We start from the raw sequence: 20202 nt of genomic DNA, 5'->3' as shown, positions 1-20202 counted from the left end.
TCATTAGCCACGACGTCCGCATAAGGTGGGCGCTGACCGGCGTTAGCCGGCAGCGACGTGGACGCGGCCATCATTGCCCTCGGGTGAGCCGCCGGGTCATCAATGTCACCGCCGCCCATGTCAGCAATGCCTCGGCATTCTCGGGCGATCGTTCGTAGTCCCGGACCAGGCGGCGGGCGTGGGTTAACCACGCCAAACTGCGTTCGACGACCCAGCGCCGTGGGAGCACCACGAACCCACGCACACCTTGCGGTCTGGGCACGACCTCGATGCGCAATCGCAACTGCTGCGCGGCCCAGGACACCAGTGCGCCGCGGTAGGCACCATCCGCCCAAATCGTGGCGATCTGCGGATTCTCGCTCCGCAGCCGAGTCAGCAGCACCCTCGCGGCGTCACGATCCTGAAGGTTCCCGCCGGTGACGACGGCGGCCAGAAGCATTCCGTCAAGGTCTACCGCGACGCTCCGTTTGCGACCGTTGATTTTCTTGGCCGCGTCATACCCGCGCGAGGCTCGTGCAACGGTTTCGGCGGCGCGCACCGTCTGGGAATCGATGACCGCAGTCGGCGACCGCATACAGTGCCCGGCCGCAAGGCGGACGGCCACCAACAGCTCATCGCGGATGCGGTCGAGCACACCGTTGCGAGACCACCGAGTGAAGAACCCGTACACCGTGCGCCAGGGCGGAAAGTCAGCCGGCATGGCCCGCCACTTGCACCCGTTGTCGACCAAGTAGCGAATCGCGTCGACGATCGCGCGGCGATCATGCGCCTCAGGTCGGCCGCCGGTCGGCGTCTGGCACGCCGCAATCGGCAGGAGCGGCTCGATTAACTGCCACTCCAGATCAGAAGTATCCGACGGATACCGCGGCACCCGCACCGCCCCAGTATGCGAGCACCACGGCTCGGGAGCAAGCATTCATTACGCCAATCACCCTAAGCACCAATTCGTTTCAACGAGCCGTCACAGTGACTCTAAAGGCGAACGGATCAGCGGCAGTCAACGAGGAATGAAAACAGGCACTGAGTTGAAGCGTCGTTTGCCGCGACGCCCGGTCAAACCCCCGCTGAAACGCTCACCACGCGAATTCGATACGGCGCCAGGCCTGATCACACGAAGGACAACGGTGGATAGCCCGGCGCGAAACCCACGAAGACAGGAGAAATTGGACACTATGATCCTCACCGCTGCCCAAGCGATCGCCGCGTGTGACCAGCTCACCGCCGCACTGCGTCGCTTCGCCGAGCCATGCTCGACCACGCAGCTCGCTGCCGAATGCGGGCTGCCGTGGCGTTCGCTGAACATCTTCGATGCGAGCTGTTCGTGGATTCAGGAGTTCGCCGCGTTTTGCTGCGGATGCGTGAAGCACTGCGCCGGCCGGGTCCATACCGTGGCGGTTCCGCCGCCGGCCGGGGTGATCCACCCGCTACTGACCGGTCTGGAGGCTGACGGCCTCGTAGAGCGCGTCGACACCAGTGTCCGGACGGTTTCCATGCGGGAACAGTGGTTTGGGCGTCAGGTGACGCATGCCGCGACGTTCTGGCAGTACTGCGGCCCCCGCTCGGATCCCGGATTCGACGCCATCGTCTCTGACCTCAGCCGATCACGGTAGTTACCGCTTCGCCGTGACTTGCCGGGAATTTGATACTGATTCCGCAGTATCACCGGCGTGTCTCGAATCGGTAACCGCTTCGCGATGGCAAGGTCAGCACCATGCCACAGCCACACAAGGGAGAACGCCGGCCCGTCTTAGTGCGCCCGGTGGACAGCGTGTACAGCGAGTTGGAGAAGTTGCGCCAGGAAGCGGGCGTCAGATCGATGTCTCAGTACATCGCTGACTTGCTTGCGGTTCATGTCGGAATGCCGGAATTGGCCCGGGAACTCAATCAGGAGGTGCTGCTACAGATCAGCGCATAGGACCGCAGGGGCGGGCACCTCAGAGGGACGACGTGCCAGCTCCCTGTTACCCCAGCACATCTGAATAGCGCGCGAGAAACCACTCCAAGAAACACGAACGCCCCCGGCTGGCAGGCCGAGGGCAACTGTTCGTAGTCGTAGCGAGTGCGAAGAACCGAGTTAGCAGCTCGGACCTTCTCATAGGTGACTCGCGCACCTACCCATGAAGGGACTGTCTTGACCGACAGCTCTCACGGTAGCGCACGTCTCCGACAACGTCCAGAGGGCGCGCTTTCGTGTACCCAGCAATCATCTCGGCCACCTCGGGTGACCGAGCATTCACGGCGCCCCTACCAGGGTTGCAGCCGCACGAAACGTCGTCGCGGGGTGATCCGCACCCGACCGCGGGTGGTGGCCGCGCGCCGGCGTCGAGCACGTCGCGCGGCCACTCGGACACGGTGGCGGGACAACGAGCTCGTCTACCTTGAACTCCCCCAGGACGTCCATCTGGGTGTGGCGTGTTGGACCGGGCGATCGGCTCGTTGGGTCCATTTGACTGTGGCTATCGCCTTTGACTTGCGCTACAAGGCAATTCGGCCGCAGATGTGCAACGGGGGCGTGAGCAGGGCTGCGCTCCTGGCGATCGCGGCCGCCCGGGCGCGGCATGCCGACTTCCAGACCGGCCGCAACTGCCGGCCGACCAATGCCCGGCTTGCTGAGTTGACCGGTTTCTCGGTACGTCAGGTGCAGCGGGCCGACGAAGCACTGCGGCTGTTGGGGGTGGCCACCGAAGTTCTGAGGGGGCGGCAACGTACTCGTGCCGAGCGGTTGGCGTCGTGGCGTGTCGGTGATCGTGGCCGTGGGTGGGCATCGGTTTGGGTGCTGCACGATAGTGCCTGGTTGATGCTGGTTATTAACAGCATGTCATCCCACCCCGAAGGGTCTCTTTTACGTAGTAAAAGAACTTTTGATTACCCACTTACTACCCGTAAACGCTCGCCCAAGGGCTCCCGTAGTTGCGGCGCGGGGCGCCGCAAGAGCCCAGACGCAGCAGGTTCGGCCCTAGCTCGGGCGTGGAGGGCGACTCCGGATTGCCCGCCGTGGGCTCGAAAACACTCAGCGAGTGCCTGGGCAGCGTTGTTGGCCGCCCCGGCACGCCACGGGTGGACGGCACGTGACTTGACGCAGCTGGTAACCGACTGGCTGGGCATTACCGGCCGGACGATACCGGATGCCCCGTACCGGCCTATCGGGCTGATGGGGGCCATTTTGGCGTGGCATGGGGGCGAGAACCTCGACGATCGTCCCGCAGCGGCTGAGGAAGCGCGTGAGGCCGCAGAAGTGGCCGCTGCCACGGCGCGAGTGGCCCGTCAGCGCACAGAGCTCACCCCACCTGCCGGGCCGGATTCGGGCGGCGCTGGTCGGATCGCTGCCCGTGCGGTCGCGACCGAAGCTGTGCGCAACGCCGCCCGCAAGCGCACCGCCGAGGCCGCGCGCCAACAGGTGGCACTACAGGACGCTGTGCGCCGCGCTCGTGGACGAACCGACTGAGCGTGCCGAAAACGACTGCGGTGAGATGCGATCGACACCGCCTTTTCCTGGTTCACCCCGTGTCGTCGGTCGGCTCGATCTCCAGTTCTCGGGCAAGCCGGATTCGCTCTTCCCGGATTTCCCGCTTGAATCGTTGCCAGGTGGCTTCCCAAGTCGGGGTGTCGATGTCGCGCTGGGCGCGTGCTGCGAGATCGATCGCGACAGCTGAGGGTGGACCAGGATCAGTGTCGTCGCGGCCGATCATTCTGAGGACGGTCAGCAGGTTCTTGGCCATCTCGGCGGTGACGTCGTCGGGACCGAAGGCCGACACCGTGTAGTCGAGCTGCCAGAAGACGTCGTAGCGCAGCTGGAGGTCCTCTTCGTGTTCATCGGTCATGGGGTGTCCTCAGGCCTGTTGCGGCGCCCGGGTTGCGAGGCAGTGGATTTCAGGGGCGTTCGATGTGAAACAGGGTTTCGTCGTGATACTCGTTGCCGTTCCAGAGGTTCATCTCATAGTCGGATGTACTCCCCACCGATCACATCCCCGGGCTGAAGTTCGCGGGGACCAACAACCAGAACACTCGACACAGAACCTTCTCCCTCTGCTGAAACCTGTTGTGTCACAATGCTGTTAGATCGGCGGCGGTACAACGTAGGGTTCGCCGACAATATCGGGATCGAAGTTCGCCGCATTGGGTTGCAGGTATTTCGCGTGCAGTCCAAAGAGTTCGGCAGCAGCACGACTGCGGGTTTCCTCCAACACGTTTCGGATGAGCTCTTCCAGCTCGGTGTTGGTGTAGGTGCGCAGCGCTTTGTCGGTCACCTCGAACTCGACCAGCGTCCCGTTGCTGTCGAAACGCGCGTAGACGTCGGGATCGACGGGGTCGACCTCGATGCGGTCGACGGCGTCCATGAAGGCCCGGTGGCGGGCCCGCCAGTGCGCGATCGCGCCCTCTGTCTGCGCGACGTATTCGTCGTCGGTCAACTCCACGGAGCGATGGTCGGTGGAGTTCGTCTTCTCGGCGCTGGTCATTGCTTTTCGGTGTCCCCTCGTCTGGCGCGCGCCTCGCGCCGGCCTTTGACTGGTTCGGCGTTGGGCGCTTCTTCGATGTGTAGTCGCCGATCGGGCGCTAGCCGTTTGTCTTCTTCAGCGCCGCCTCCGCGGCCGCCCATTGGCGCACCCATCATGGGTGGGACCATTCCGCCCCCACCCACACCCATGGGGCTGCCAGCGGTGCTCGGTGTGGACGCGCTGACAGTTGCCGGTGCTGCCACGACAGGAGCAGACGTCGCGGCCGTCACCGCCGGCGGCGAAAGTGGCTCCGACAGTGTCGAAGACGCAGGCTCGGTGTCTCCGGGCAGTCCGCCGCCACCGCCTGATCCGAAGTCGGGCAACCCCGAACTGTCGCCTGACCCGTCACTGCCGCCCAGCTTTGGCGCCGACGCCGATGCAGCCGAGGTCAATGTGCTCATTCCTTGTGTCAGACCGCCGACCGCCTGGCTCCCGACCTCCTGCAGCTTCTGAGCGGCGCCACTGACCGCCCCCACCCCAGCGCCGACCGCGCCCGAGATCCCCCCGAGCACCGCCGGCAACACGGTCTGCAACATTTCCGCGCCGGTGCCGGTCGCATCATCCAGCAGCGCCGGGTCGGCGTTCGGATCATCCAGTGCCGCTGAGGTATTCATGTCCGATCCGGCGGTATCTGCTCCCGGATCCGCCGCACCGGCCGGGGGCGGGGCATCTGCTGGGCCAGGTGGCTGTCCAAGGCTGGACACGGGGTGGGTTTCCGCGGCCGCGGTGTACTGGCCGAATGCGGTAATAGCCTTGCGGTTCGCGTCTGCCAGTTTCGTCTGCAGTTCGGTGATCGTGGCCGAGTAGCGACCCATACTGCCTGGTTGGGCGTTGGCATTGTTGGCGGCATAGAGCCGCCGTTCCAAATCCGTGAAGACGCTCGGCTGCGGAGTGTCGGCTTTGAATTGCCGGAAGTTGGCGGCGTGGGCGCTGGCTTGGGATGCACCCGTGCGTGCCTGCTCGGCGTGATCCTGGTAGCGGCGTTCCAGACCGCTAAGGTGATTATCGGCGTTGTCGGCTGCATCTGATGACCAGCTGCTGGCAGCCTGTGAGCGCCCGGAGCGCACCGTCGTTGCGGCCTGCTCGAGCTGACCGGCGAGAGCCTTGAGCGCGGTCGCTGCGTCGTCGAGGCCCTGCGGGCCTGGACCCCCATGAACGACGGTGGCGATCTCGTGCCCGGTTACGGGGACAATCCCGCCGCCTGCTGGGACTGCTGCTGGCATGCTGGGCGCCCGCGGTGCGGCGAAGTTCGGCATCTGCACATCGGCAAAGTGCGCGGGTGCGGCACCTGCGTGGGTATTGCCCAATGCACGCGCTGAGATCGTGTCCTGTTCCTGATAGGTGTCGGCACTGCTCGTGAGCCGTCCCGACGCCACTTCGGTGCGAGCGTTCGTCACCGTGGTGTTCACGCCCAGCGTGGCCATCAACGCTCCCAGTTGCGCAGCCACACTCACCGATGTTGCATCAGCTGCCGCCGGCGTCACTGCCGACGGCGGGGTTCCTCGCGTGGGGGCCTGCTGCACGACGCCGCCGGCCCCTCGCACACCGTCCGGATCGATGTCCAGCCTGCTGCCCATTCGACCGTCCCACCTTCCTTAGGTGGACAGTGCCCGGCTGTTGGCGGCCTCGGTGTCGCCGTAGGTTGCCAAGTCGCGCCGAATGTGGCCGGCCACACCGTTGGCGTACGAACCGAACCGTCGTCCCAGTTCTCTGCGGGCTTGCAGCGCCGCGGCGTACTCCTGCCCGACCGATGACGACCCGATCTTGCCGAACGACTTCTTGGCCTCGGCGATCGCCGTGTCGTCGACGTGCAGCCGGTCGCGGGCAGCGTCGGCTTCGGTGTCCCACGATTGCGCGTGGGTTTCCCATTCATCGAAATTGATATCCAGTGAACGACTCATCGCGTGTACCTTCCCTGACCGCAGTTTGCTACTTGTATTGTGCCGCTTTGTCAGAAATTGAAATATCGGCGGCGGTACTCAGTGACTTCGGAGACGCTGGGCAACCGTTCCAGCTTCTCAACGCCGCGCCGCTGCATTTCAGCTCTCTCTCGGGCCACCGCGGCGGTGAGCGCCGCGGTGTACATGTCTTGAACTCGCTCCCCCACCTGTTGGCCGGTCCAGGTTGAGACCACCGCCGGGGCCAGATACACATCGGCCACGACAGAGCGATCGTCGAAGCTCATCAGGAGTTCACCGGACCGAGACGACTCCACGTGCCTGGTGGACGACACGGTCGGGGAGGTGCTGCTGGTATCCCACCCGAATAGACCCCACAGATCCAGATCCCTGTACAACTGCTTGAACCGCTCATTGAACCGTTGGTGGGCATCTGCCAGCACGGTCTTGACGACGTCGGCGAGATCGCTGCTTGAATACCTCGCCAGCATCTGCGGGGCAACCGTGAACTCGCGCAGCGCGAGAGCATCACCGGAACCGAAAACGGCTCGTACTCCGTCGACTTCCCCGGTGACCTGAAGGCGGCCCACCGACTCGCGAAACACCGCAATGCGCTCCCTTGCATAGCGGAGCTGATCGCCGAGAAGCTCCGCCAGCTGATCGTCGTCTGGATCGGAACTCGTCATTGCTGCGTCTTTCCCCGATGGAAGTGCTCCCCTGTTTGCCCCAACGTAACTGTCGTCGTGGCGTTATGCAGCAGCCAAACCCATCAGAAATTGATGAATCGGTGCCGGTATTCCGCGACTTCCGACGCCGTCGGGAAGACCGGGTGTCCCGGCGGGATGCCGGCGCCGCGGTCGTTCATCTGGTCGCGGTCCTCGCAGCGCTTGCGCATCAGCGCCACCGTATGCAGGCGCAGGACGCGAGAACTGACTTCCTGGGCTGTCCACGTCGCGTTGACCTCGGGTTCGACCTGCACACGCACGACCGCTTCGTCCCCGTCGAGTTCAACGGTCAGCGCACCATCACGGGAATACTCGACATAGGTACGCACAGGTGACCTGACCTCTGGCTGCATCGACAACAACTCCTACACCGCCCCAGCGCCGGTGCCCGATTGCGCCGCAGCACCCGGTGCCTTCGTCCAGCCTAGGAAATCCTGCCGACTTCCGAGCGAACTCAACGGCTGGACTTGGCCATCGAGCCAAATCTTGCCCTTCCCCATCGCCAGAATCGGCTCCTGGGCCTCGAAGTAGCCCAGCTCACCACCCTTCATGAGATTCGGATCCACCGGAGCCGTCACCGGCGTACCAGGGGGCGCCAGCTGCACACCGTGTTGCCCGTAGGCCGCGGTCGGACTCATCCCCTTCTCCACCACGTCGCTCATCACGTCGTAAGTCAGCTTGTCCGGCGCGGTGAACTCATCGTTGCCGGCTTTCACCGTCAGCTCCGACTTCTCAGGATCACCGGCAGGCGTGGCTACCGGCGCGGCCGCCTCCGGTGCGGTCTGTGACTTCGGGTCGACTACCCCTGGATGCGCAGGATCAGCACCGGGGGCCGGCGGCGCGGGACTGTCGTTAAACCCGGCCCCGGGATCCTTGACCTTCGGATCCTGCGAAGGGTCCGGGCCGTCCTTGAAGTGATCATCGGGCTTCTCGCCGTCTGTCGGCGCCTTGTCAGCGAAAGTGTCCTTGAGTCCGGCCAACCCGCCCAGAGCCCCCAGCCCCGAACCGAGCGCATCCAATGGCAACCCCCCACCGCCACCACTCATCCCTGACAGCATGCCCGGCACACTTCCCAACGCCGGCCCCAGCGCAGCCAGCGGATCCATTGGACCGCCGCCCACCATCGGACCCAGACCCGCCAGCGGATCCTGTAACGGTTCCGCCGGCGGGGTACCGCCACCGCCGCCACCCCCGCCCTCGCCGCCGCCAGGTGCGCCGCCCTGTTCGCCACCGTTACCGCCACCCTCGCCGCCAGGTGCGCCACCGCTGCCGCCAGGTCCGTCGTGCTCATCTCCCCTCGGGCCGGTCGTGCGGTACTCGTCGCTTAGGCCTCGTAGCACCTCAGACTGCTTGGCGGTATCGATGTGTGCGTCGTCGAGAACCTTCTGCACCTCGCCGAGCTTGTCGTCGACGAACTTCTGAAAGGTCAGCAGACCACCGGGTGTGTTCAACGCGTCCGGTCCCATCTGCTTCTGCTTGTCTTCGATCTCCCTGAGGATCGACATCACCTTGTCGTAGGACGCCTGATTGGACGCGAAGATGTCCTTGAGGGTCTGAGACAGTTTTTGGTCGGTGAGCTCCACACCGTGGTTGCTGTCGTTGTACTGCTGCCCGGCGTTGTCGGCTCCGTTGGGCATCCCACCGGTCCCCTGCCCTGCCGGGGGCGGCGCAGGGATGGGGGCATGCCCGGGCGGAAGCGGATACGTAGGGTCTCCCCCGCCTCCACCACGGTCCTCGTCGGCGCCGTTCGACGGGCTCTGCGGGAATCCACCTGGCCCGAAGACCGGTGCGGCCGGCGGGGCGAAGATATTTCCCGCGGCGCCCACAAGCTTGACGACGTTGTCCACCGAGTCCGACAGACCCTGGTCAAATCCAACCGCCACCGCGAGCCACCCTTCCTGAGTTCTTGGTCGCGACCGACGTCAGCCGCACTGAGTTGAACGTTAGGAACCCCCATGGCGTTATGCGACAGTCATCCGGAATGAACTTCGCCAAGCCATCCTCTCCAACCCATGTGAGATATCGCGCAAGATATTTCATGAGATATCGGCTTGGATGGGTTGGCGTTCATTCCGCCACCCTGCGCCACCGGTCTACTACCCCCCGCCACCATCTGCGACACCAGCTCCGAGCAGCGCTGATACCTCATCGCGCACCTTGCCCACCACGTCGTGATGCCGACCAACCCGCCGGCCGATCTCCCTCAACGTCAACGTCGGTTCGGTGTGGAACAGCAGGCGTACCGTCTCGGCGACCACTTCCTCCGGATGTCCCGTCAACTTGCCACGACCCTGGATCCCGGCCGCCACCGCGCGCGACAGCTCCGCCACCCCCTCCGCCGGCTCGCCAACCTCAGCGATTCCGACCGCCACTTCGGCCGGCGTCAGGCTGTCCTCGTCGGGAGTGAAGGCCCACAGCCTGGCCAGCAGATGGGTGCAAGCCAAAAGTGCGATCGGAGGAATGCACGAGATCCCGGCGCCCAGCCACATGCCCGCAGTCACAGGGCCCTGAGCCTGCCCCGTCAAGTGCGGCAGCAGAGGGTGAATGAAATTCGCACCCATACTGACCGCTGCCCCGAACCCCAGGACGAACCACGAATAAACGACGTTGGCCTTCTGCCCGGTGTATCCACCGAAGGCCACCAGCGACATCGTGGCGACGATGATCATGCCGTCGACGATCAACGGCCACAGCCACGCGATGTAGGAAGGCCACGCCAGCTCAGACGCCATGTCCCATAGGGAGTAGAACGACAGGCCGAACGACCCGCACGCGATGAACACGGTCACCGCGACCGCGCTCTTGCGGGCACGCCGAAGCATCAGCAGCTTCTCAGCGGCCCGGTCGACCTGGCCGCTGCCCCGCTCCGCGGCTGCAGGAGGAGGGCTCGTGCGTGGTGGCCCGGGCTCGGCTGGCTCCACCGAAACGTCTGGAGCCAGTGTGGGCCGCTCATCCAAGAGGGTCATTAGTGGATTTCCCTTTCGTCAGCTCGGGATCTTCAACTCGAAGTGTCTGGTCCACCCAGCCGCTAATGCGACAGTCATCCTGAAATTCATCCACCCCGCCGGCGTCGGTGAGGATCACGCTGGAGACGGGGGCCCGCGTTGCCCCTCCGCCCCCATCTCGACGTGCAGCGCATGCCGAACAGTGACGCGAACATGGATACGCGCGCTGATCGATGGAAGGATGCGTGCACGATTGCGTGTGTTGTCACGAACGGTGACGCGTGCGATACCTCGTAACCCATTGCGGATGCCAATGCATGAGATGACGGATAAGTACTTGCGACAGATGTCGTGTGGAGCAGTGCTTGAGTGTGCGTGTGTGTCACTACGTACGTGCACGGATGAACCGATGCATAAGATATCACGCAGAGTAGTGCGTGGCTTGTCGCGCGCCGTATCGCGTCACGTATCTCATAAGATATTTCCTGAAGTTAGCGACACGTTATTGAATGAGATAGCACATGAGATAGTCCACGCTCTAGCATGTGAAACATGACGCGGCACACCGCGAGGCATGTCCCGAGAAACTACGCGTGAGCGGGGGAGTGACAGGAAGCATGACGACTACCAGTGTGATCGATGCAGACACCTCACCGATTGAGCTCGCCTTGGAACGGCTGCGGTACCCCTTCGGCCGCGACGAAAAGGATGAGGACAACGACTGGCCAATTGACTCCCTGCTGGCCACCACGCCAGAGCACGTTCTGCGTAGAATTCTCGCCAATCTGCTCGTGGCGATCGCAGCCTGGAAGGGCGGTGTCGGCAAGACCGAGATCGCCAAAGAGATCGCCTGGATCCTCGCCGCGGTGCTCGTCGACCTCGACTGGGACCGCGGCAACGCCAGCCGCGCGTGGGGCTACCGCCACGAGACCCGTACCAACGCACCCCTACTCGACGCATTCGAGACCGGACGGACTCCACGACCTCTCAAGGGTGGGGAATTCCGTGCCGACCTCGTCCCGTCCCACCCCGACTGGATGGCCAACCAGCCCGAAGACGAAGTAGTGACCCGACACCTCGAACAGTGGTCAACCGAGTGGCGGCGAACCATCGTCACCGATACGCATCCCGGCGGCGGTGACAGTACCTACGGCGCCGTTGCCGCCGCGCATGTCATCGTCGCACCGGTTGTCCTCGAACAACGGCCCCTGGAGGCGCTGGAAGGTATGGCCGACGAACTCCGGTCCTATCCGTTGCTGATCGTGCCCAATATGGTCGCCCCGGTACCGCCGCGCAAGATGATCGAGCGCCTCCAAGACATCAGCGAAACCTACGGACTGCCGGTCGGACCGCCGATCAGCAAGTACAGCTGGCTCGCCCAGCGGCAATATCGCATGGCCGTATCCGCACGTAAACCAGTGCCCGCACGCAGCAAGCCGTTCGTACGTGAGGTGACCGCGGTGGCCCGGGCCGTCGTTGAGCTAGCCATCACCAGAGCAGGAGAGAGCGAGTAAAGCCATGGCACAGAACGGTATCGACGCCTTGAACAGCCGGCGGGCCCGGCGAACCCGCCAAGCACCGCCACCCCGCCACCCCGCGACCCCCGCCGCTCTGTCTGTCGTCTCCGACAACATCGCCGTCGACGGCATCGCCGAGCCTCTCGAATCGAAGCCCGATCAGCCCGCAGCCGTTGAAGAGAAACCGGCTCAGCCGGCCCCACCAGCCACCGAGCCTCACACGGCGGGCGCCCAAGTCGCGGCCGGGGGAGTAGCCCCCACAGCGACAGCACCCGCCGCGCCGGTCGTCGTCCAGGCGCCCACGACACAACCTGCTGGACTGCCGGACCTGGCTATCGACCTCAACGATCCCGACGCTCACATCCCTTCACCGACGGTCATGAGCATTCCCGAGTCGATTGTCGTTCGTTTCAACAGCGCCCGCGCAACCGCGCCGAGCCACACGGCTATCGTGCTTAACGCGCTACGTGAGCACGCTCACGAACTGCCGGCCCTCATCCTTGCGAGGCGCCCCGGCCCCACTCCCGGCGACTTGTTCCCTTGGCGTGGGGCGCCAGGCAAATCCGGTACGGAAACGCCGCTCCCGCTGCGCATCCGACCCACAAAAGCCGAGCGCAAAGTCATGAAAGCACTCGAAACCTGGGCTTCTCAACAGATCCGCGTGCAGCGGCCTGGTGCCCCGGAAACCAACCGCTCAGAGATGGTTGCTGCCGCCCTCGACGCATACCTTCCCCAGCAGGCACACGCTGCCAAGAAGGCCTCCAGGCGATCGACGAGCTAGGTTGCGTGCCCAAATAGCGGGGGCGCGGCAGGACTCCTCGTCAGCGTCCTGTTTGGACCGCTGTGCGCGCGCCGCTCGCTTGCGCGGCCTCGCCGCTGAGTCTTCGGGTGCATCAGAAGCGCTGAACTGGGCTCGGTACGTGGTGGTGACCTCCCGCGCCGTCGCTAGCGCGTCGGTAAGGGCTTGCACACGCTCGTCCGCACCTACGCTGGACTTGCGCGAGCTGTTCGGCGTGGCCGGCGCGCAGCGCTTCCCGTTCTGCCTGAGCATCCGTGCGGTGCCGGTCGAGCTCGCCCCGCAACGCCGTCGCTGTGTCTCGCTCGCGCCCGGCACAGCAAGGCCGAGCAGGTGGGACGGGGGGACCAGCGTTGGAAGGCTCAGCTCTGGATCGGGCGCTGTGGCAAACCGGACCATCTCCGACACGGCTGAGAATCCGGTAGCCGCGCTCCATTTCGCCGAGTCGGTAACTCTCCGCAAGATTCCTTACGGAGTTGGCGGTCACTCCCAGAGGAGCGCCAACAAGAATGGGATGAAACACTGCTGCGTGTCAGTGAAGTTGGCGTTTCCGAACGATAATTCCGACTGCTTGGACCCGGGCCGCCGCACGTTAGTCGAGGTGCTGGTCGACATCCATGCGTTTGTGGAGGATGCGCACCACATCGATCAGCTCTCCACCGGCGCCAACGCGGTAATAAAGCGTGTGCGATCCCGCAGTATGCCGCCGGTAGCCGGTACGGACCTCGTCGCAAGACCTCCCAATCAGGGGATTGTCCGCAACAAGCTCCACGGCACGCTGAATCCCGCGCACGTAGGCTTCGGCCTGATCGTCATTCCACCGTTCGCACGAGTAGTCCCAGATCTGCTCCAGATCTGCCTGGGCAGCTGGGGACAGCACATATCGGCTCACCGTCCGCGATGTTCCTGAGCGCGCTTCCGCGCCACGAACGCGTCGAATTCGAACGGCGTTGACGCACCGCTATTTTCGCCCGCTACCAGCGCCTCGCGGAGGGCGTTTAAGCGTGTCTCGCGTTCCTCCAGCAGCCGCAGGGCGGCGCGCACGACGTCGCTTGCCGACCGATATCGGCCTGAGGCGACCTCGTCGTCGATGAATGCGTTGAAGTGCTCATCCAGGCTGAACGAGGTGTTTCTACCCATACCAAAAATGTACCAACTATTGGTAATCGTCGAGCCGCGACCGCTCGTTTGGCCCGAGAATCGTCGGGCGAGCCGCGGTCCGACAGGTTGAATGCGGCGACAACCGCCAGGTTCGCTGAGACCGGGGACTGCTGTTATCAGAGCTTCAAAATAGTTGGGGCACAGGTTGGCTACACCTCGACTGGTAACCCTCCATATTCGATTCCGCCGTATTCGTCGTGCTGAAAGCGGCCGTCGGCGATAAGGCTTCCTAAGCAGCTTGTCGTATTGGATGGCTGCCGCTCCTTTGGGCGCCTACCCGGAAACTAGTTTGCTGAGTGTTGGTCTAGGGGTCGATGGGGTAAGCGGGGCATCAAGCTGCCCCCGTCGTGTCGGCCGGGGCCCATTAACGCTGACATGGCCAACCGTCGAACTAGCCAAACTCGGCTCGTCCTCCAACGCCACTGCGGCGTTATCGCGCGCAAACCGGCTATCTCGATGAATCGGATTCGGCCTCAAACCCCTGGAACACTCGCGACGCCGATCGGTTGAAGCGGGCAAATGATTTCATGGCGTGGGTGGTCGAGGGGTCGCCGTGGAGGCCCGCCGCATCGCCGAAACACGCTGCTTTGCAGACAATCTGGATGGAGCCGTCGCGATGAGTGACCGCCGGGTGATCAGCCTGAATCAGCGACGCTTGAATGACGGGGCGCAGTGATCGCGCCTGGCCCACGCCCGCGTGGCCCGGGCCACCACCTGATCAACGTTTTACACTCGCTCCATACTCCTACTATTATCTGCGCATGAATGCAGATAAAGGGGCTTGTAGTCGTCGGCTGCCCGACGACCAGGTCGATCTGGTGGTCGAGGTGTTCCGGATGTTGGCCGATGCCACTCGAGTTCAGGTGCTGTGGGCGCTGGTGAGCCGCGAGATGTCGGTCAACGACCTGGCGACCCATATCGGCAAACCAGCGCCGTCGGTATCTCAGCATTTGGCGAAGCTGCGGATGGCGCGGCTGGTGCGGACCCGCCGCGAGGGCACCACGATCTTCTACAGCCTCGACAACGACCACATCGGTCAACTTGTCACCGACGCGGTGTTCAACGCCGAACACGCCGGACCAGATGTGCCGGGCCATCACCGCGACGCCGCCGACCTGGCCACCCTGCATCCCGCCACCGTCGACCCCACGCCGATCCGATCGAAGGGACGCCGCACATGATGCACAAGGCCCGACCCGCCGCGGCTGTCGGACATGACCACGGTGAACACGCCGGTCACGACCACGGCTTAGATCACGGCCACGATCACCCCAAAGGCCTGCGCGCAGCGATCAAGGAGATCTTCGCCCCGCACAGCCATGACGCCTCCGACAGCATCGACGGGGCCCTGGAATCCAGTGCCGCGGGCATCCGCGCAGTCAAGATTAGCCTCCTCGCGCTCGCAGCGACCTCCATCGCGCAGCTGGTAATCGTCGTGATCTCCGGGTCGGTAGCCTTGCTGGCCGACACCATCCACAACTTCTCCGACGCCCTGACCGCCATCCCGCTGTGGATCGCTTTCGCGCTGGGCACCAAGGCCGCCACCCGCCGCTACACCTACGGCTACGGCCGCGCCGAAGACCTGGCCGGACTCTTCGTGGTCGCGATGATCACTCTCTCGGCCATCATCGCCGGCATCGAATCCGTTCGCCGGCTGATCAACCCGGTTCCGATCCAACACCTCGGATGGGTCGCCGTGGCCGGGCTGGTCGGCTTCATCGGCAACGAACTCGTCGCGGTCTACCGCATCCGCGTCGGACGCCAAATCGGGTCGGCCGCCCTGATCGCCGACGGGCTGCACGCCCGTACCGATGGCTTCACCTCCCTGGCCGTGCTGCTCGGCGCCGGCGGCGTCGCCCTAGGCTTCCCGCTGGCCGACCCCATCATCGGCGTGCTCATCACCGTGGCGATCTTGGCGGTACTGCGCACTGCCGCACGCGACGTGTTCCGACGCCTACTGGATGCCATCGACCCCGCACTCGTCGCCGCCGCAGAGACCACGCTGGCCGCCGAACCCGGTGTCACCGCTGTGCGCAGCGTCAAAATGCGCTGGATCGGACACCGCATCCACGCCGACGCCGAACTGGACATCGACCCGTCCACCAGCCTCACCAACGCCCATCAGATCGCCCACGACGCCGAACACGCCCTCACCCACGCCATTCCGAAACTATCGAGCGCACTGGTCCACGCCTACCCCGCAAGCCCCACCACCTGAGTCGAGCACCTTCCCGCGAAACACCGGGAGGCGAGTTGTCACTGCGGCTCTGTCTGGATGGCTAGTCGCTGAGACTGGCGGCGAGGTTCTGGACGCGGGTGTTGATGTCGTCGCGGATAATTCGCATGCGTTCGATTCCGTCGATGCCGCGGAGTGAGGGTTCGTCGGTGTCCCATCGCTGGATGGTGGTGCCAGGGTGGTTGCCGAGTTCGGCTTGGGTGCCGACGATGACCACCAGGTCCGCATCGTCGAGCATCTGATCGGTGAGTTGGACGGGCTGGTGGCCGCTGATGTCGACGCCAACTTCGGCCAATGCCTGCGCTGAGAGGTCGTTGACGGCGGTCTTGGCGTGGGTGCCCGCCGAGGCGACGTGAATGGCTGTTCCTGCGATGTGGTGCATGAGTCCTGCTGCCATCACTGATTTTCCGGCGTTGCTGACGCAGACGAACAGGACGGTTGGGGGTGAGTTGGTCACCGGGTGTTCTCCTTCGTTGTGGGCGGTCAGATGATGTGCGGGCTGCGCCGCTCGAGGAGGATGACGTCACGCCAGTGGCCGTGGTGTCGGCCGTGGCGCTCGCGCACGCCGACGACGCGGAATCCGGCCCGGTGGTGAAGGGCGAGAGTGGCGGTGTTCTCGGGAAACACCTGGCTTTGCAGGGTCCAGATTCCGGCGTTCTCGCTGGAGGAGATCAGAGACTGCAGCAGCAGTGTCCCGATACCTTGGCCGCGAGCGTGCTCGGCGACATACACACTGAGCTCTATCACCCCGGCATGCACGCACCGTGATGAGACAGGTGCAGCGGCAGCCCATCCCATGACGTGTCCGTCGGAGTCGGTGGCGACGAAGCGGTGATCCGGGAGGTGTTCGGTGTCGAAGGTTGCCCAGTCCGGAGCATTGAGGTCGAAGGTGGCGTTTGCGGTGTTGATCCCGGCTTGGTAGATCGCCAGGACGGCATCGGCATGGTCGGCGGTCATTGGCGCCACCTGATGTTGACTGCGGATCATCGCGACGGATGCTCGTGCGGTGCGATGGTCACGGGGTGACTGCGACGTTCAGCTGGGCCAACAGTTGGTGGATGCGTTGGTCGATTTGGTCGCGGATTGGGCGCACAGCGTCGAGGCCTTGGCCGGCCGGGTCGGGCAGTTCCCAATTCTCGTAGCGTTTTCCGGGGAAGATCGGGCAGGCGTCCCCGCAGCCCATGGTGATGACAACGTCGGCGGCAGCCACGATTTCGTCGGTCCAGGGTTTGGGGTATTCACTGGTGATGTCGATACCGACCTCGGCCATGGCAGCGATCGCGGCCGGGTTGATCTCGTTTCCGGGTTCAGAACCCCCCGACCAGGCGATCGCGTTGTCGCCGGCGTAATGGGTGAAGTAACCGAGCGCCATCTGCGAGCGGCCGGCGTTGTGTGTGCAGAGGAACAGCACGGTGGGCTTGCCGTCGCTGATCTTGCCTTCGACCCGTGCCAGGGCGTGCAGGCGTTGGCGGGCGAACCGTTCGGCCAGCAGCGGCAGGAAGTTGGGAATGGTGGCGCGACCGGCGAATTGGTCGTAGGACGAGCAGAGGAACCGTTCGATGGTCTCGGTGCCGAATGTGCCATCGAACTCGCCGTGCAGCCGGGTCGCCGCGGTCTTCAAGGCGAGCTGTTGGTCGATCGAGAGGTCGTCGCGCAGTTGGTGAGTGACGGGGCTGTCAGTCATGGTGTGGGTTCCGTTCTCGTCGTCGAGCCGGTGGGCAGGTGTTGGGGGGTGTGGTGGTGGAATCGTTTGCGTAGCGCCAGCGAGACATAGACCAGGGCGACCAGGACCGGGACTTCGATCAGCGGGCCCACGACGCCGGCCAGGGCTTGGCCGGAGGTGGCGCCGTAGGTGGCGATCGCCACGGCGATCGCAAGTTCGAAGTTGTTGCCGGCGGCGGTGAACGCCAGGGTGGTGGTGCGCTCGTAGCCGAGATCCAAGATGGTGCCGAGCAGGTAGCCACCGCCCCACATGATCGCGAAGTAGGCGAGCAGGGGCAGGGCGATGCGGACCACATCCAGGGGTCGGTTGGTGATCTGATCGCCTTGCAGGGCAAAGAGAATCACGATGGTGAACAGCAGCCCGTAGAGCGCCCAGGGCCCGATCCGGGGTAGGAACTTGGCCTCGTACCAGTCGCGGCCTTTCGTCTTTTCTCCGATCCGGCGAGAGAGGTAGCCGGCCAGCAGTGGGATGCCGAGGAAGATGAGCACGGATTTGGCGATCTGCCACGGTGAAGTCGAAATGGTGGTCTGTTCCAGGCCGAGCCAGCCAGGCAGCACTGACAGATAGAACCAGCCCAACACCGCGAACATGATGACCTGGAAGATCGAGTTGAGTGCCACCAGGACTGCGGCGGCTTCGCGGTCTCCGCAGGCCAGGTCGTTCCAGATGATGACCATGGCGATGCAGCGGGCCAGCCCGACGATGATCAGTCCGGTGCGGTATTCGGGCAGGTCGGGCAGCAGCATCCAGGCCAGCGCGAACATCAACGCCGGGCCGAGCACCCAGTTCAACACCAGCGAGGAGAGCAGAAGTTTGCGGTCTCCGGTGACGGTGTCGAGGCGGTCGTAGCGGACTTTGGCCAGCACGGGATACATCATGATCAGCAGGCCCAGGGCGATGGGCAGTGAAATACCGTCCAGCTGAACGCTTTCCAGCGCGGTGTTCAAGCCGGGGATCCAGCGGCCCAGCAGCAGGCCGGCGACCATGGCGGCGCCGATCCAGACCGGCAGGAACCGATCCAGGGTGGAGAGCTTGCCGACGACCGGCGGCGCAGTGCTGGTGTCGGTCATGCCGGCACCCCCGCCAACGTCGCGCCGAGTAGCACGGCCAGGCTGGCCAGTGCGTCGGGCACCACCGCGTAATACACCCACGAGGCCCGACGCTGCGAGGTGAGCAGGCCGGCGTCGCGCAGCACCTTGAGGTGATGACTCACGGTGGGTTGGGAGACCTCCACCCCGGCCGAGATGTCGCAGACGCAGGCCTCGCCGCCGGCGTGGCTGGCGATCGCCGAGAACAACTGCAGCCGAACCGGATCGGCCAGGGCCTTGAGTTTGACTGCCATATCTGCGGCCTCTGCGGCCGAGAGGGGTTCCCCCAGTAGTGCTCCGGGTGGGCAGCACGCGTCGTCGACCGGATCAGATGATTTCGACATACATCAATATTGATACTTATCGAACTAGCCGTCAAGCCAGGCCACCAATGACCAGGGGCCCACCATCGTGTGATGGTGGGCCCCTGGTGTCGTGGCGCGGATCCCGCTCAGCAGCAGGCCGACGTCTTCGCCGCTTGGGGCTCCGCGTCGGCGGCGGCAGTTCCGCCGCAGCAGACTCCACCCTCGGCAGCCTCACCCTCGGCGAGAAGCTGGGGATTGGTGCCGAATGTCTCGGAGTCGGCCAGCACCGTGTAGACCTCCCATTTCTCTCCGGCCGGGCCGGTCACCCAGACCTTGTCCTGGGTGGCAAAACAACAGGTCGTGCCGATCTCCTCATCGGTGAACAGCCCTTCGCCGGTCAGGCGGGCGATCTCGGCGTGCACCGTCTCGCTGGATTCGACCTCGACCCCGAGGTGGTTGATGGTGCCGCCCTTGCCTGGGTTTTCGAGCAGCACCAGCTTCAGCGGCGGCTCGGTGACCGCGAAGTTGGCGTAACCGGGCTTGACCTTGGCGGGGGAAACGCCAAAGAGTTTGGTGTAGAACGTGATCGCCTCGTCGAGATCATCGACGTTGAGCGCTAACTGAACACGGGACATGATGGGCCTCCAACCACTGATGAGACATATATCGAACTGACGCGTCAGTGCTCAGCATGCCACCTTTTCGATATATGTCAAGAATTGTGGCAGGATGGATGTCATGCCCAAAGCGCTGCCCGTGATCGACATGTCCGCCCCGGTGTGCTGCGCCCCGGTGGCCGCCGGACCGCTCAGCGACGCCGACGCCCTGGAGGTGGCGATGCGCCTGAAGGCCCTGGCTGATCCGATGCGCGTGAAGATCATGTCGCTGCTGTTCAGTTCGCGCCCTGGGGAGGAGACTAGCGGGGAGCTGGCCGCGGTACTCGACCTGGCCGAATCCACGGTCAGCCATCACCTCGGGCAGCTCCGCAAGGCTGGCCTGGTGATCTCCGATCGGCGTGGCATGAACGTCTTTCACCGGGTGAAACCCGAAGCCCTGCAAGCACTGTGTGTGGTGCTCGACCCGAATTGCTGCCAGTAGATGATCCCGCCGAGCGGCCACATGTAGTGCGATCACCGCGGTCCTGCGTGAGGGCCAAGTTCGTTACGGATCCTGCGTGTCGTGAGCGTTGCCCGGCCTGTCGTGCTCGGCCGGGTTGCGGGCCCGTGCCGCCCACCGTTGGTGTGCAGCCTGCGGCGAGATACCCAGTCTCGCAGCAATTCTCGTCCAAGTGAACCCGGAGCGATAGGCGTGT

The 20202-nt window shown here is 64.4% G+C and carries 23 protein-coding genes and 1 pseudogene; 7 read left to right on the top strand and 17 right to left on the bottom strand.

The features are described 5' to 3' along the window. Window positions 1-70: 70 nt before the first annotated feature. Window positions 71-916 carry an IS5 family transposase gene (locus ACNQR1_RS36520; RefSeq protein WP_418050638.1) on the bottom strand — a complete coding sequence of 282 codons (846 nt, stop codon included), beginning with the start codon at window positions 914-916 and terminating at the stop codon, window positions 71-73. 256 nt (window positions 917-1172) lie between these two features. Between ACNQR1_RS36520 and ACNQR1_RS36515 the strand changes: the two genes are divergently transcribed. Next, window positions 1173-1610, top strand: coding sequence for a hypothetical protein (locus tag ACNQR1_RS36515; RefSeq protein ID WP_418011012.1), 438 nt, complete (start codon window positions 1173-1175; stop codon window positions 1608-1610). 1463 nt (window positions 1611-3073) lie between these two features. Next, window positions 3074-3445, top strand: coding sequence for a hypothetical protein (locus ACNQR1_RS36510; protein ID WP_418011011.1), 372 nt, complete (start codon window positions 3074-3076; stop codon window positions 3443-3445). 52 nt (window positions 3446-3497) lie between these two features. Here ACNQR1_RS36510 and ACNQR1_RS36505 read toward each other — a convergent pair whose 3' ends face one another. From ACNQR1_RS36505 to ACNQR1_RS36470, 8 genes are all read right to left on the bottom strand, one after another. Next, a complete protein-coding gene (locus ACNQR1_RS36505; RefSeq protein WP_418011010.1) occupies window positions 3498-3821 on the bottom strand; it encodes a hypothetical protein in 324 nt (107 codons plus the stop codon). Between the two features lie 234 nt (window positions 3822-4055). Further along, window positions 4056-4457, bottom strand: coding sequence for a type I secretion protein TolC (locus ACNQR1_RS36500; protein WP_368569470.1), 402 nt, complete (start codon window positions 4455-4457; stop codon window positions 4056-4058). Further along, window positions 4454-6073, bottom strand: a complete 1620-nt coding sequence (locus ACNQR1_RS36495; RefSeq protein WP_418050637.1) for a PPE domain-containing protein — start codon at window positions 6071-6073, stop codon at window positions 4454-4456. The genes ACNQR1_RS36500 and ACNQR1_RS36495 overlap by 4 nt, the downstream gene beginning before the upstream one ends. 18 nt (window positions 6074-6091) lie before the next feature. Then, complete coding sequence (locus ACNQR1_RS36490; protein WP_055109424.1) at window positions 6092-6397, bottom strand: hypothetical protein; 306 nt, start codon at window positions 6395-6397, stop codon at window positions 6092-6094. A 50-nt stretch (window positions 6398-6447) separates the two neighbouring features. Then, on the bottom strand, window positions 6448-7080 hold the full coding sequence (locus tag ACNQR1_RS36485) for a hypothetical protein (protein WP_368570149.1): 633 nt from the start codon (window positions 7078-7080) through the stop codon (window positions 6448-6450). Window positions 7081-7163: 83 nt separating this feature from the next. Then, entirely contained in the window at window positions 7164-7472 is a 309-nt protein-coding gene (locus ACNQR1_RS36480) for a hypothetical protein (protein ID WP_133058848.1), read from the bottom strand. Window positions 7473-7484: 12 nt separating this feature from the next. Next, window positions 7485-9002, bottom strand: coding sequence for a DUF4226 domain-containing protein (locus tag ACNQR1_RS36475; RefSeq protein ID WP_418050636.1), 1518 nt, complete (start codon window positions 9000-9002; stop codon window positions 7485-7487). A gap of 213 nt (window positions 9003-9215) precedes the next feature. Beyond that, window positions 9216-10085: a DUF2637 domain-containing protein gene (locus ACNQR1_RS36470; protein ID WP_368570154.1), complete on the bottom strand. Its 870-nt coding sequence runs from the start codon at window positions 10083-10085 to the stop codon at window positions 9216-9218. Window positions 10086-10681: 596 nt separating this feature from the next. Here ACNQR1_RS36470 and ACNQR1_RS36465 point away from each other — a divergent pair. Together ACNQR1_RS36465 and ACNQR1_RS36460 are read left to right on the top strand one after the other, a co-directional pair. Continuing rightward, entirely contained in the window at window positions 10682-11578 is an 897-nt protein-coding gene (locus ACNQR1_RS36465; protein WP_368575824.1) for a ParA family protein, read from the top strand. 382 nt (window positions 11579-11960) lie between these two features. Beyond that, complete coding sequence (locus ACNQR1_RS36460; RefSeq protein WP_418050635.1) at window positions 11961-12362, top strand: hypothetical protein; 402 nt, start codon at window positions 11961-11963, stop codon at window positions 12360-12362. 607 nt (window positions 12363-12969) lie between these two features. On the opposite strand, the gene ACNQR1_RS36455 is transcribed toward ACNQR1_RS36460, so the two are convergent. Further along, a complete protein-coding gene (locus ACNQR1_RS36455) occupies window positions 12970-13269 on the bottom strand; it encodes a type II toxin-antitoxin system RelE/ParE family toxin (protein ID WP_368570320.1) in 300 nt (99 codons plus the stop codon). Then, entirely contained in the window at window positions 13266-13517 is a 252-nt protein-coding gene (locus ACNQR1_RS36450; protein WP_368570321.1) for a type II toxin-antitoxin system ParD family antitoxin, read from the bottom strand. Before ACNQR1_RS36450 ends, ACNQR1_RS36455 begins: the two co-directional genes overlap by 4 nt. A gap of 782 nt (window positions 13518-14299) precedes the next feature. Between ACNQR1_RS36450 and ACNQR1_RS36445 the strand changes: the two genes are divergently transcribed. Both ACNQR1_RS36445 and ACNQR1_RS36440 read left to right on the top strand, forming a co-directional pair. Next, window positions 14300-14719 carry an ArsR/SmtB family transcription factor gene (locus ACNQR1_RS36445; protein WP_033725375.1) on the top strand — a complete coding sequence of 140 codons (420 nt, stop codon included), beginning with the start codon at window positions 14300-14302 and terminating at the stop codon, window positions 14717-14719. Further along, window positions 14716-15756 carry a cation diffusion facilitator family transporter gene (locus ACNQR1_RS36440; RefSeq protein WP_033725373.1) on the top strand — a complete coding sequence of 347 codons (1041 nt, stop codon included), beginning with the start codon at window positions 14716-14718 and terminating at the stop codon, window positions 15754-15756. The genes ACNQR1_RS36445 and ACNQR1_RS36440 overlap by 4 nt, the downstream gene beginning before the upstream one ends. A gap of 61 nt (window positions 15757-15817) precedes the next feature. Here ACNQR1_RS36440 and ACNQR1_RS36435 read toward each other — a convergent pair whose 3' ends face one another. The 6 genes and pseudogenes from ACNQR1_RS36435 to ACNQR1_RS36410 all read right to left on the bottom strand — a co-directional run bounded on the left by ACNQR1_RS36435 (window position 15818) and on the right by ACNQR1_RS36410 (window position 19525). Then, the gene (locus ACNQR1_RS36435; RefSeq protein ID WP_044524883.1) at window positions 15818-16171 is read right to left on the bottom strand and encodes a low molecular weight phosphatase family protein; all 354 of its coding nucleotides are present in this window, start codon (window positions 16169-16171) and stop codon (window positions 15818-15820) included. A gap of 86 nt (window positions 16172-16257) precedes the next feature. Then, window positions 16258-16731, bottom strand: coding sequence for a GNAT family N-acetyltransferase (locus ACNQR1_RS36430; protein ID WP_088304394.1), 474 nt, complete (start codon window positions 16729-16731; stop codon window positions 16258-16260). A gap of 58 nt (window positions 16732-16789) precedes the next feature. Continuing rightward, window positions 16790-17458: an arsenate reductase ArsC gene (locus ACNQR1_RS36425; protein WP_033725367.1), complete on the bottom strand. Its 669-nt coding sequence runs from the start codon at window positions 17456-17458 to the stop codon at window positions 16790-16792. A gap of 62 nt (window positions 17459-17520) precedes the next feature. Beyond that, window positions 17521-18567 (bottom strand): annotated as a pseudogene (gene arsB, locus ACNQR1_RS36420) (ACR3 family arsenite efflux transporter); the annotation flags it as partial. Continuing rightward, the gene (locus ACNQR1_RS36415) at window positions 18564-18929 is read right to left on the bottom strand and encodes an ArsR/SmtB family transcription factor (RefSeq protein ID WP_033725365.1); all 366 of its coding nucleotides are present in this window, start codon (window positions 18927-18929) and stop codon (window positions 18564-18566) included. The pseudogene arsB and the gene ACNQR1_RS36415, both read right to left, overlap by 4 nt. Before the next feature lie 107 nt (window positions 18930-19036). Continuing rightward, window positions 19037-19525, bottom strand: a complete 489-nt coding sequence (locus ACNQR1_RS36410) for an ArsI/CadI family heavy metal resistance metalloenzyme (RefSeq protein WP_033725364.1) — start codon at window positions 19523-19525, stop codon at window positions 19037-19039. Window positions 19526-19628: 103 nt separating this feature from the next. On the opposite strand from ACNQR1_RS36410, the gene ACNQR1_RS36405 reads away from it, so the two are divergent. Further along, the gene (locus ACNQR1_RS36405) at window positions 19629-19988 is read left to right on the top strand and encodes an Rv2640c family ArsR-like transcriptional regulator (RefSeq protein WP_033725383.1); all 360 of its coding nucleotides are present in this window, start codon (window positions 19629-19631) and stop codon (window positions 19986-19988) included. Window positions 19989-20202: the final 214 nt, after the last annotated feature.

This window comes from Mycobacterium sp. 48b (assembly GCF_048282725.1).
GTDB lineage: Bacteria > Actinomycetota > Actinomycetes > Mycobacteriales > Mycobacteriaceae > Mycobacterium.
Note: the sequence above shows the minus strand (reverse complement) of the source record. Positions and strands in the feature narration are given on the sequence as shown.

Coding starts and splice junctions, on each gene's coding strand:
- ACNQR1_RS36485 (WP_368570149.1), bottom strand. CDS start 7,080: ATGACGAGTTCCGATCCAGACGACGATCAGCTGGCGGAGCTTCTCGGC.
- ACNQR1_RS36450 (WP_368570321.1), bottom strand. CDS start 13,517: ATGGGTAGAAACACCTCGTTCAGCCTGGATGAGCACTTCAACGCATTC.
- ACNQR1_RS36410 (WP_033725364.1), bottom strand. CDS start 19,525: ATGTCCCGTGTTCAGTTAGCGCTCAACGTCGATGATCTCGACGAGGCG.
- ACNQR1_RS36495 (WP_418050637.1), bottom strand. CDS start 6,073: ATGGGCAGCAGGCTGGACATCGATCCGGACGGTGTGCGAGGGGCCGGC.
- ACNQR1_RS36405 (WP_033725383.1), top strand. CDS start 19,629: ATGCCCAAAGCGCTGCCCGTGATCGACATGTCCGCCCCGGTGTGCTGC.
- ACNQR1_RS36520 (WP_418050638.1), bottom strand. CDS start 916: ATGCTTGCTCCCGAGCCGTGGTGCTCGCATACTGGGGCGGTGCGGGTG.
- ACNQR1_RS36445 (WP_033725375.1), top strand. CDS start 14,300: ATGAATGCAGATAAAGGGGCTTGTAGTCGTCGGCTGCCCGACGACCAG.
- ACNQR1_RS36500 (WP_368569470.1), bottom strand. CDS start 4,457: ATGACCAGCGCCGAGAAGACGAACTCCACCGACCATCGCTCCGTGGAG.
- ACNQR1_RS36470 (WP_368570154.1), bottom strand. CDS start 10,085: ATGACCCTCTTGGATGAGCGGCCCACACTGGCTCCAGACGTTTCGGTG.
- ACNQR1_RS36505 (WP_418011010.1), bottom strand. CDS start 3,821: ATGACCGATGAACACGAAGAGGACCTCCAGCTGCGCTACGACGTCTTC.
- ACNQR1_RS36425 (WP_033725367.1), bottom strand. CDS start 17,458: ATGACTGACAGCCCCGTCACTCACCAACTGCGCGACGACCTCTCGATC.
- ACNQR1_RS36440 (WP_033725373.1), top strand. CDS start 14,716: ATGATGCACAAGGCCCGACCCGCCGCGGCTGTCGGACATGACCACGGT.
- ACNQR1_RS36465 (WP_368575824.1), top strand. CDS start 10,682: ATGACGACTACCAGTGTGATCGATGCAGACACCTCACCGATTGAGCTC.
- ACNQR1_RS36480 (WP_133058848.1), bottom strand. CDS start 7,472: ATGCAGCCAGAGGTCAGGTCACCTGTGCGTACCTATGTCGAGTATTCC.
- ACNQR1_RS36490 (WP_055109424.1), bottom strand. CDS start 6,397: ATGAGTCGTTCACTGGATATCAATTTCGATGAATGGGAAACCCACGCG.
- ACNQR1_RS36460 (WP_418050635.1), top strand. CDS start 11,961: ATGAGCATTCCCGAGTCGATTGTCGTTCGTTTCAACAGCGCCCGCGCA.
- ACNQR1_RS36515 (WP_418011012.1), top strand. CDS start 1,173: ATGATCCTCACCGCTGCCCAAGCGATCGCCGCGTGTGACCAGCTCACC.
- ACNQR1_RS36430 (WP_088304394.1), bottom strand. CDS start 16,731: ATGACCGCCGACCATGCCGATGCCGTCCTGGCGATCTACCAAGCCGGG.
- ACNQR1_RS36415 (WP_033725365.1), bottom strand. CDS start 18,929: ATGTCGAAATCATCTGATCCGGTCGACGACGCGTGCTGCCCACCCGGA.
- ACNQR1_RS36435 (WP_044524883.1), bottom strand. CDS start 16,171: ATGGCAGCAGGACTCATGCACCACATCGCAGGAACAGCCATTCACGTC.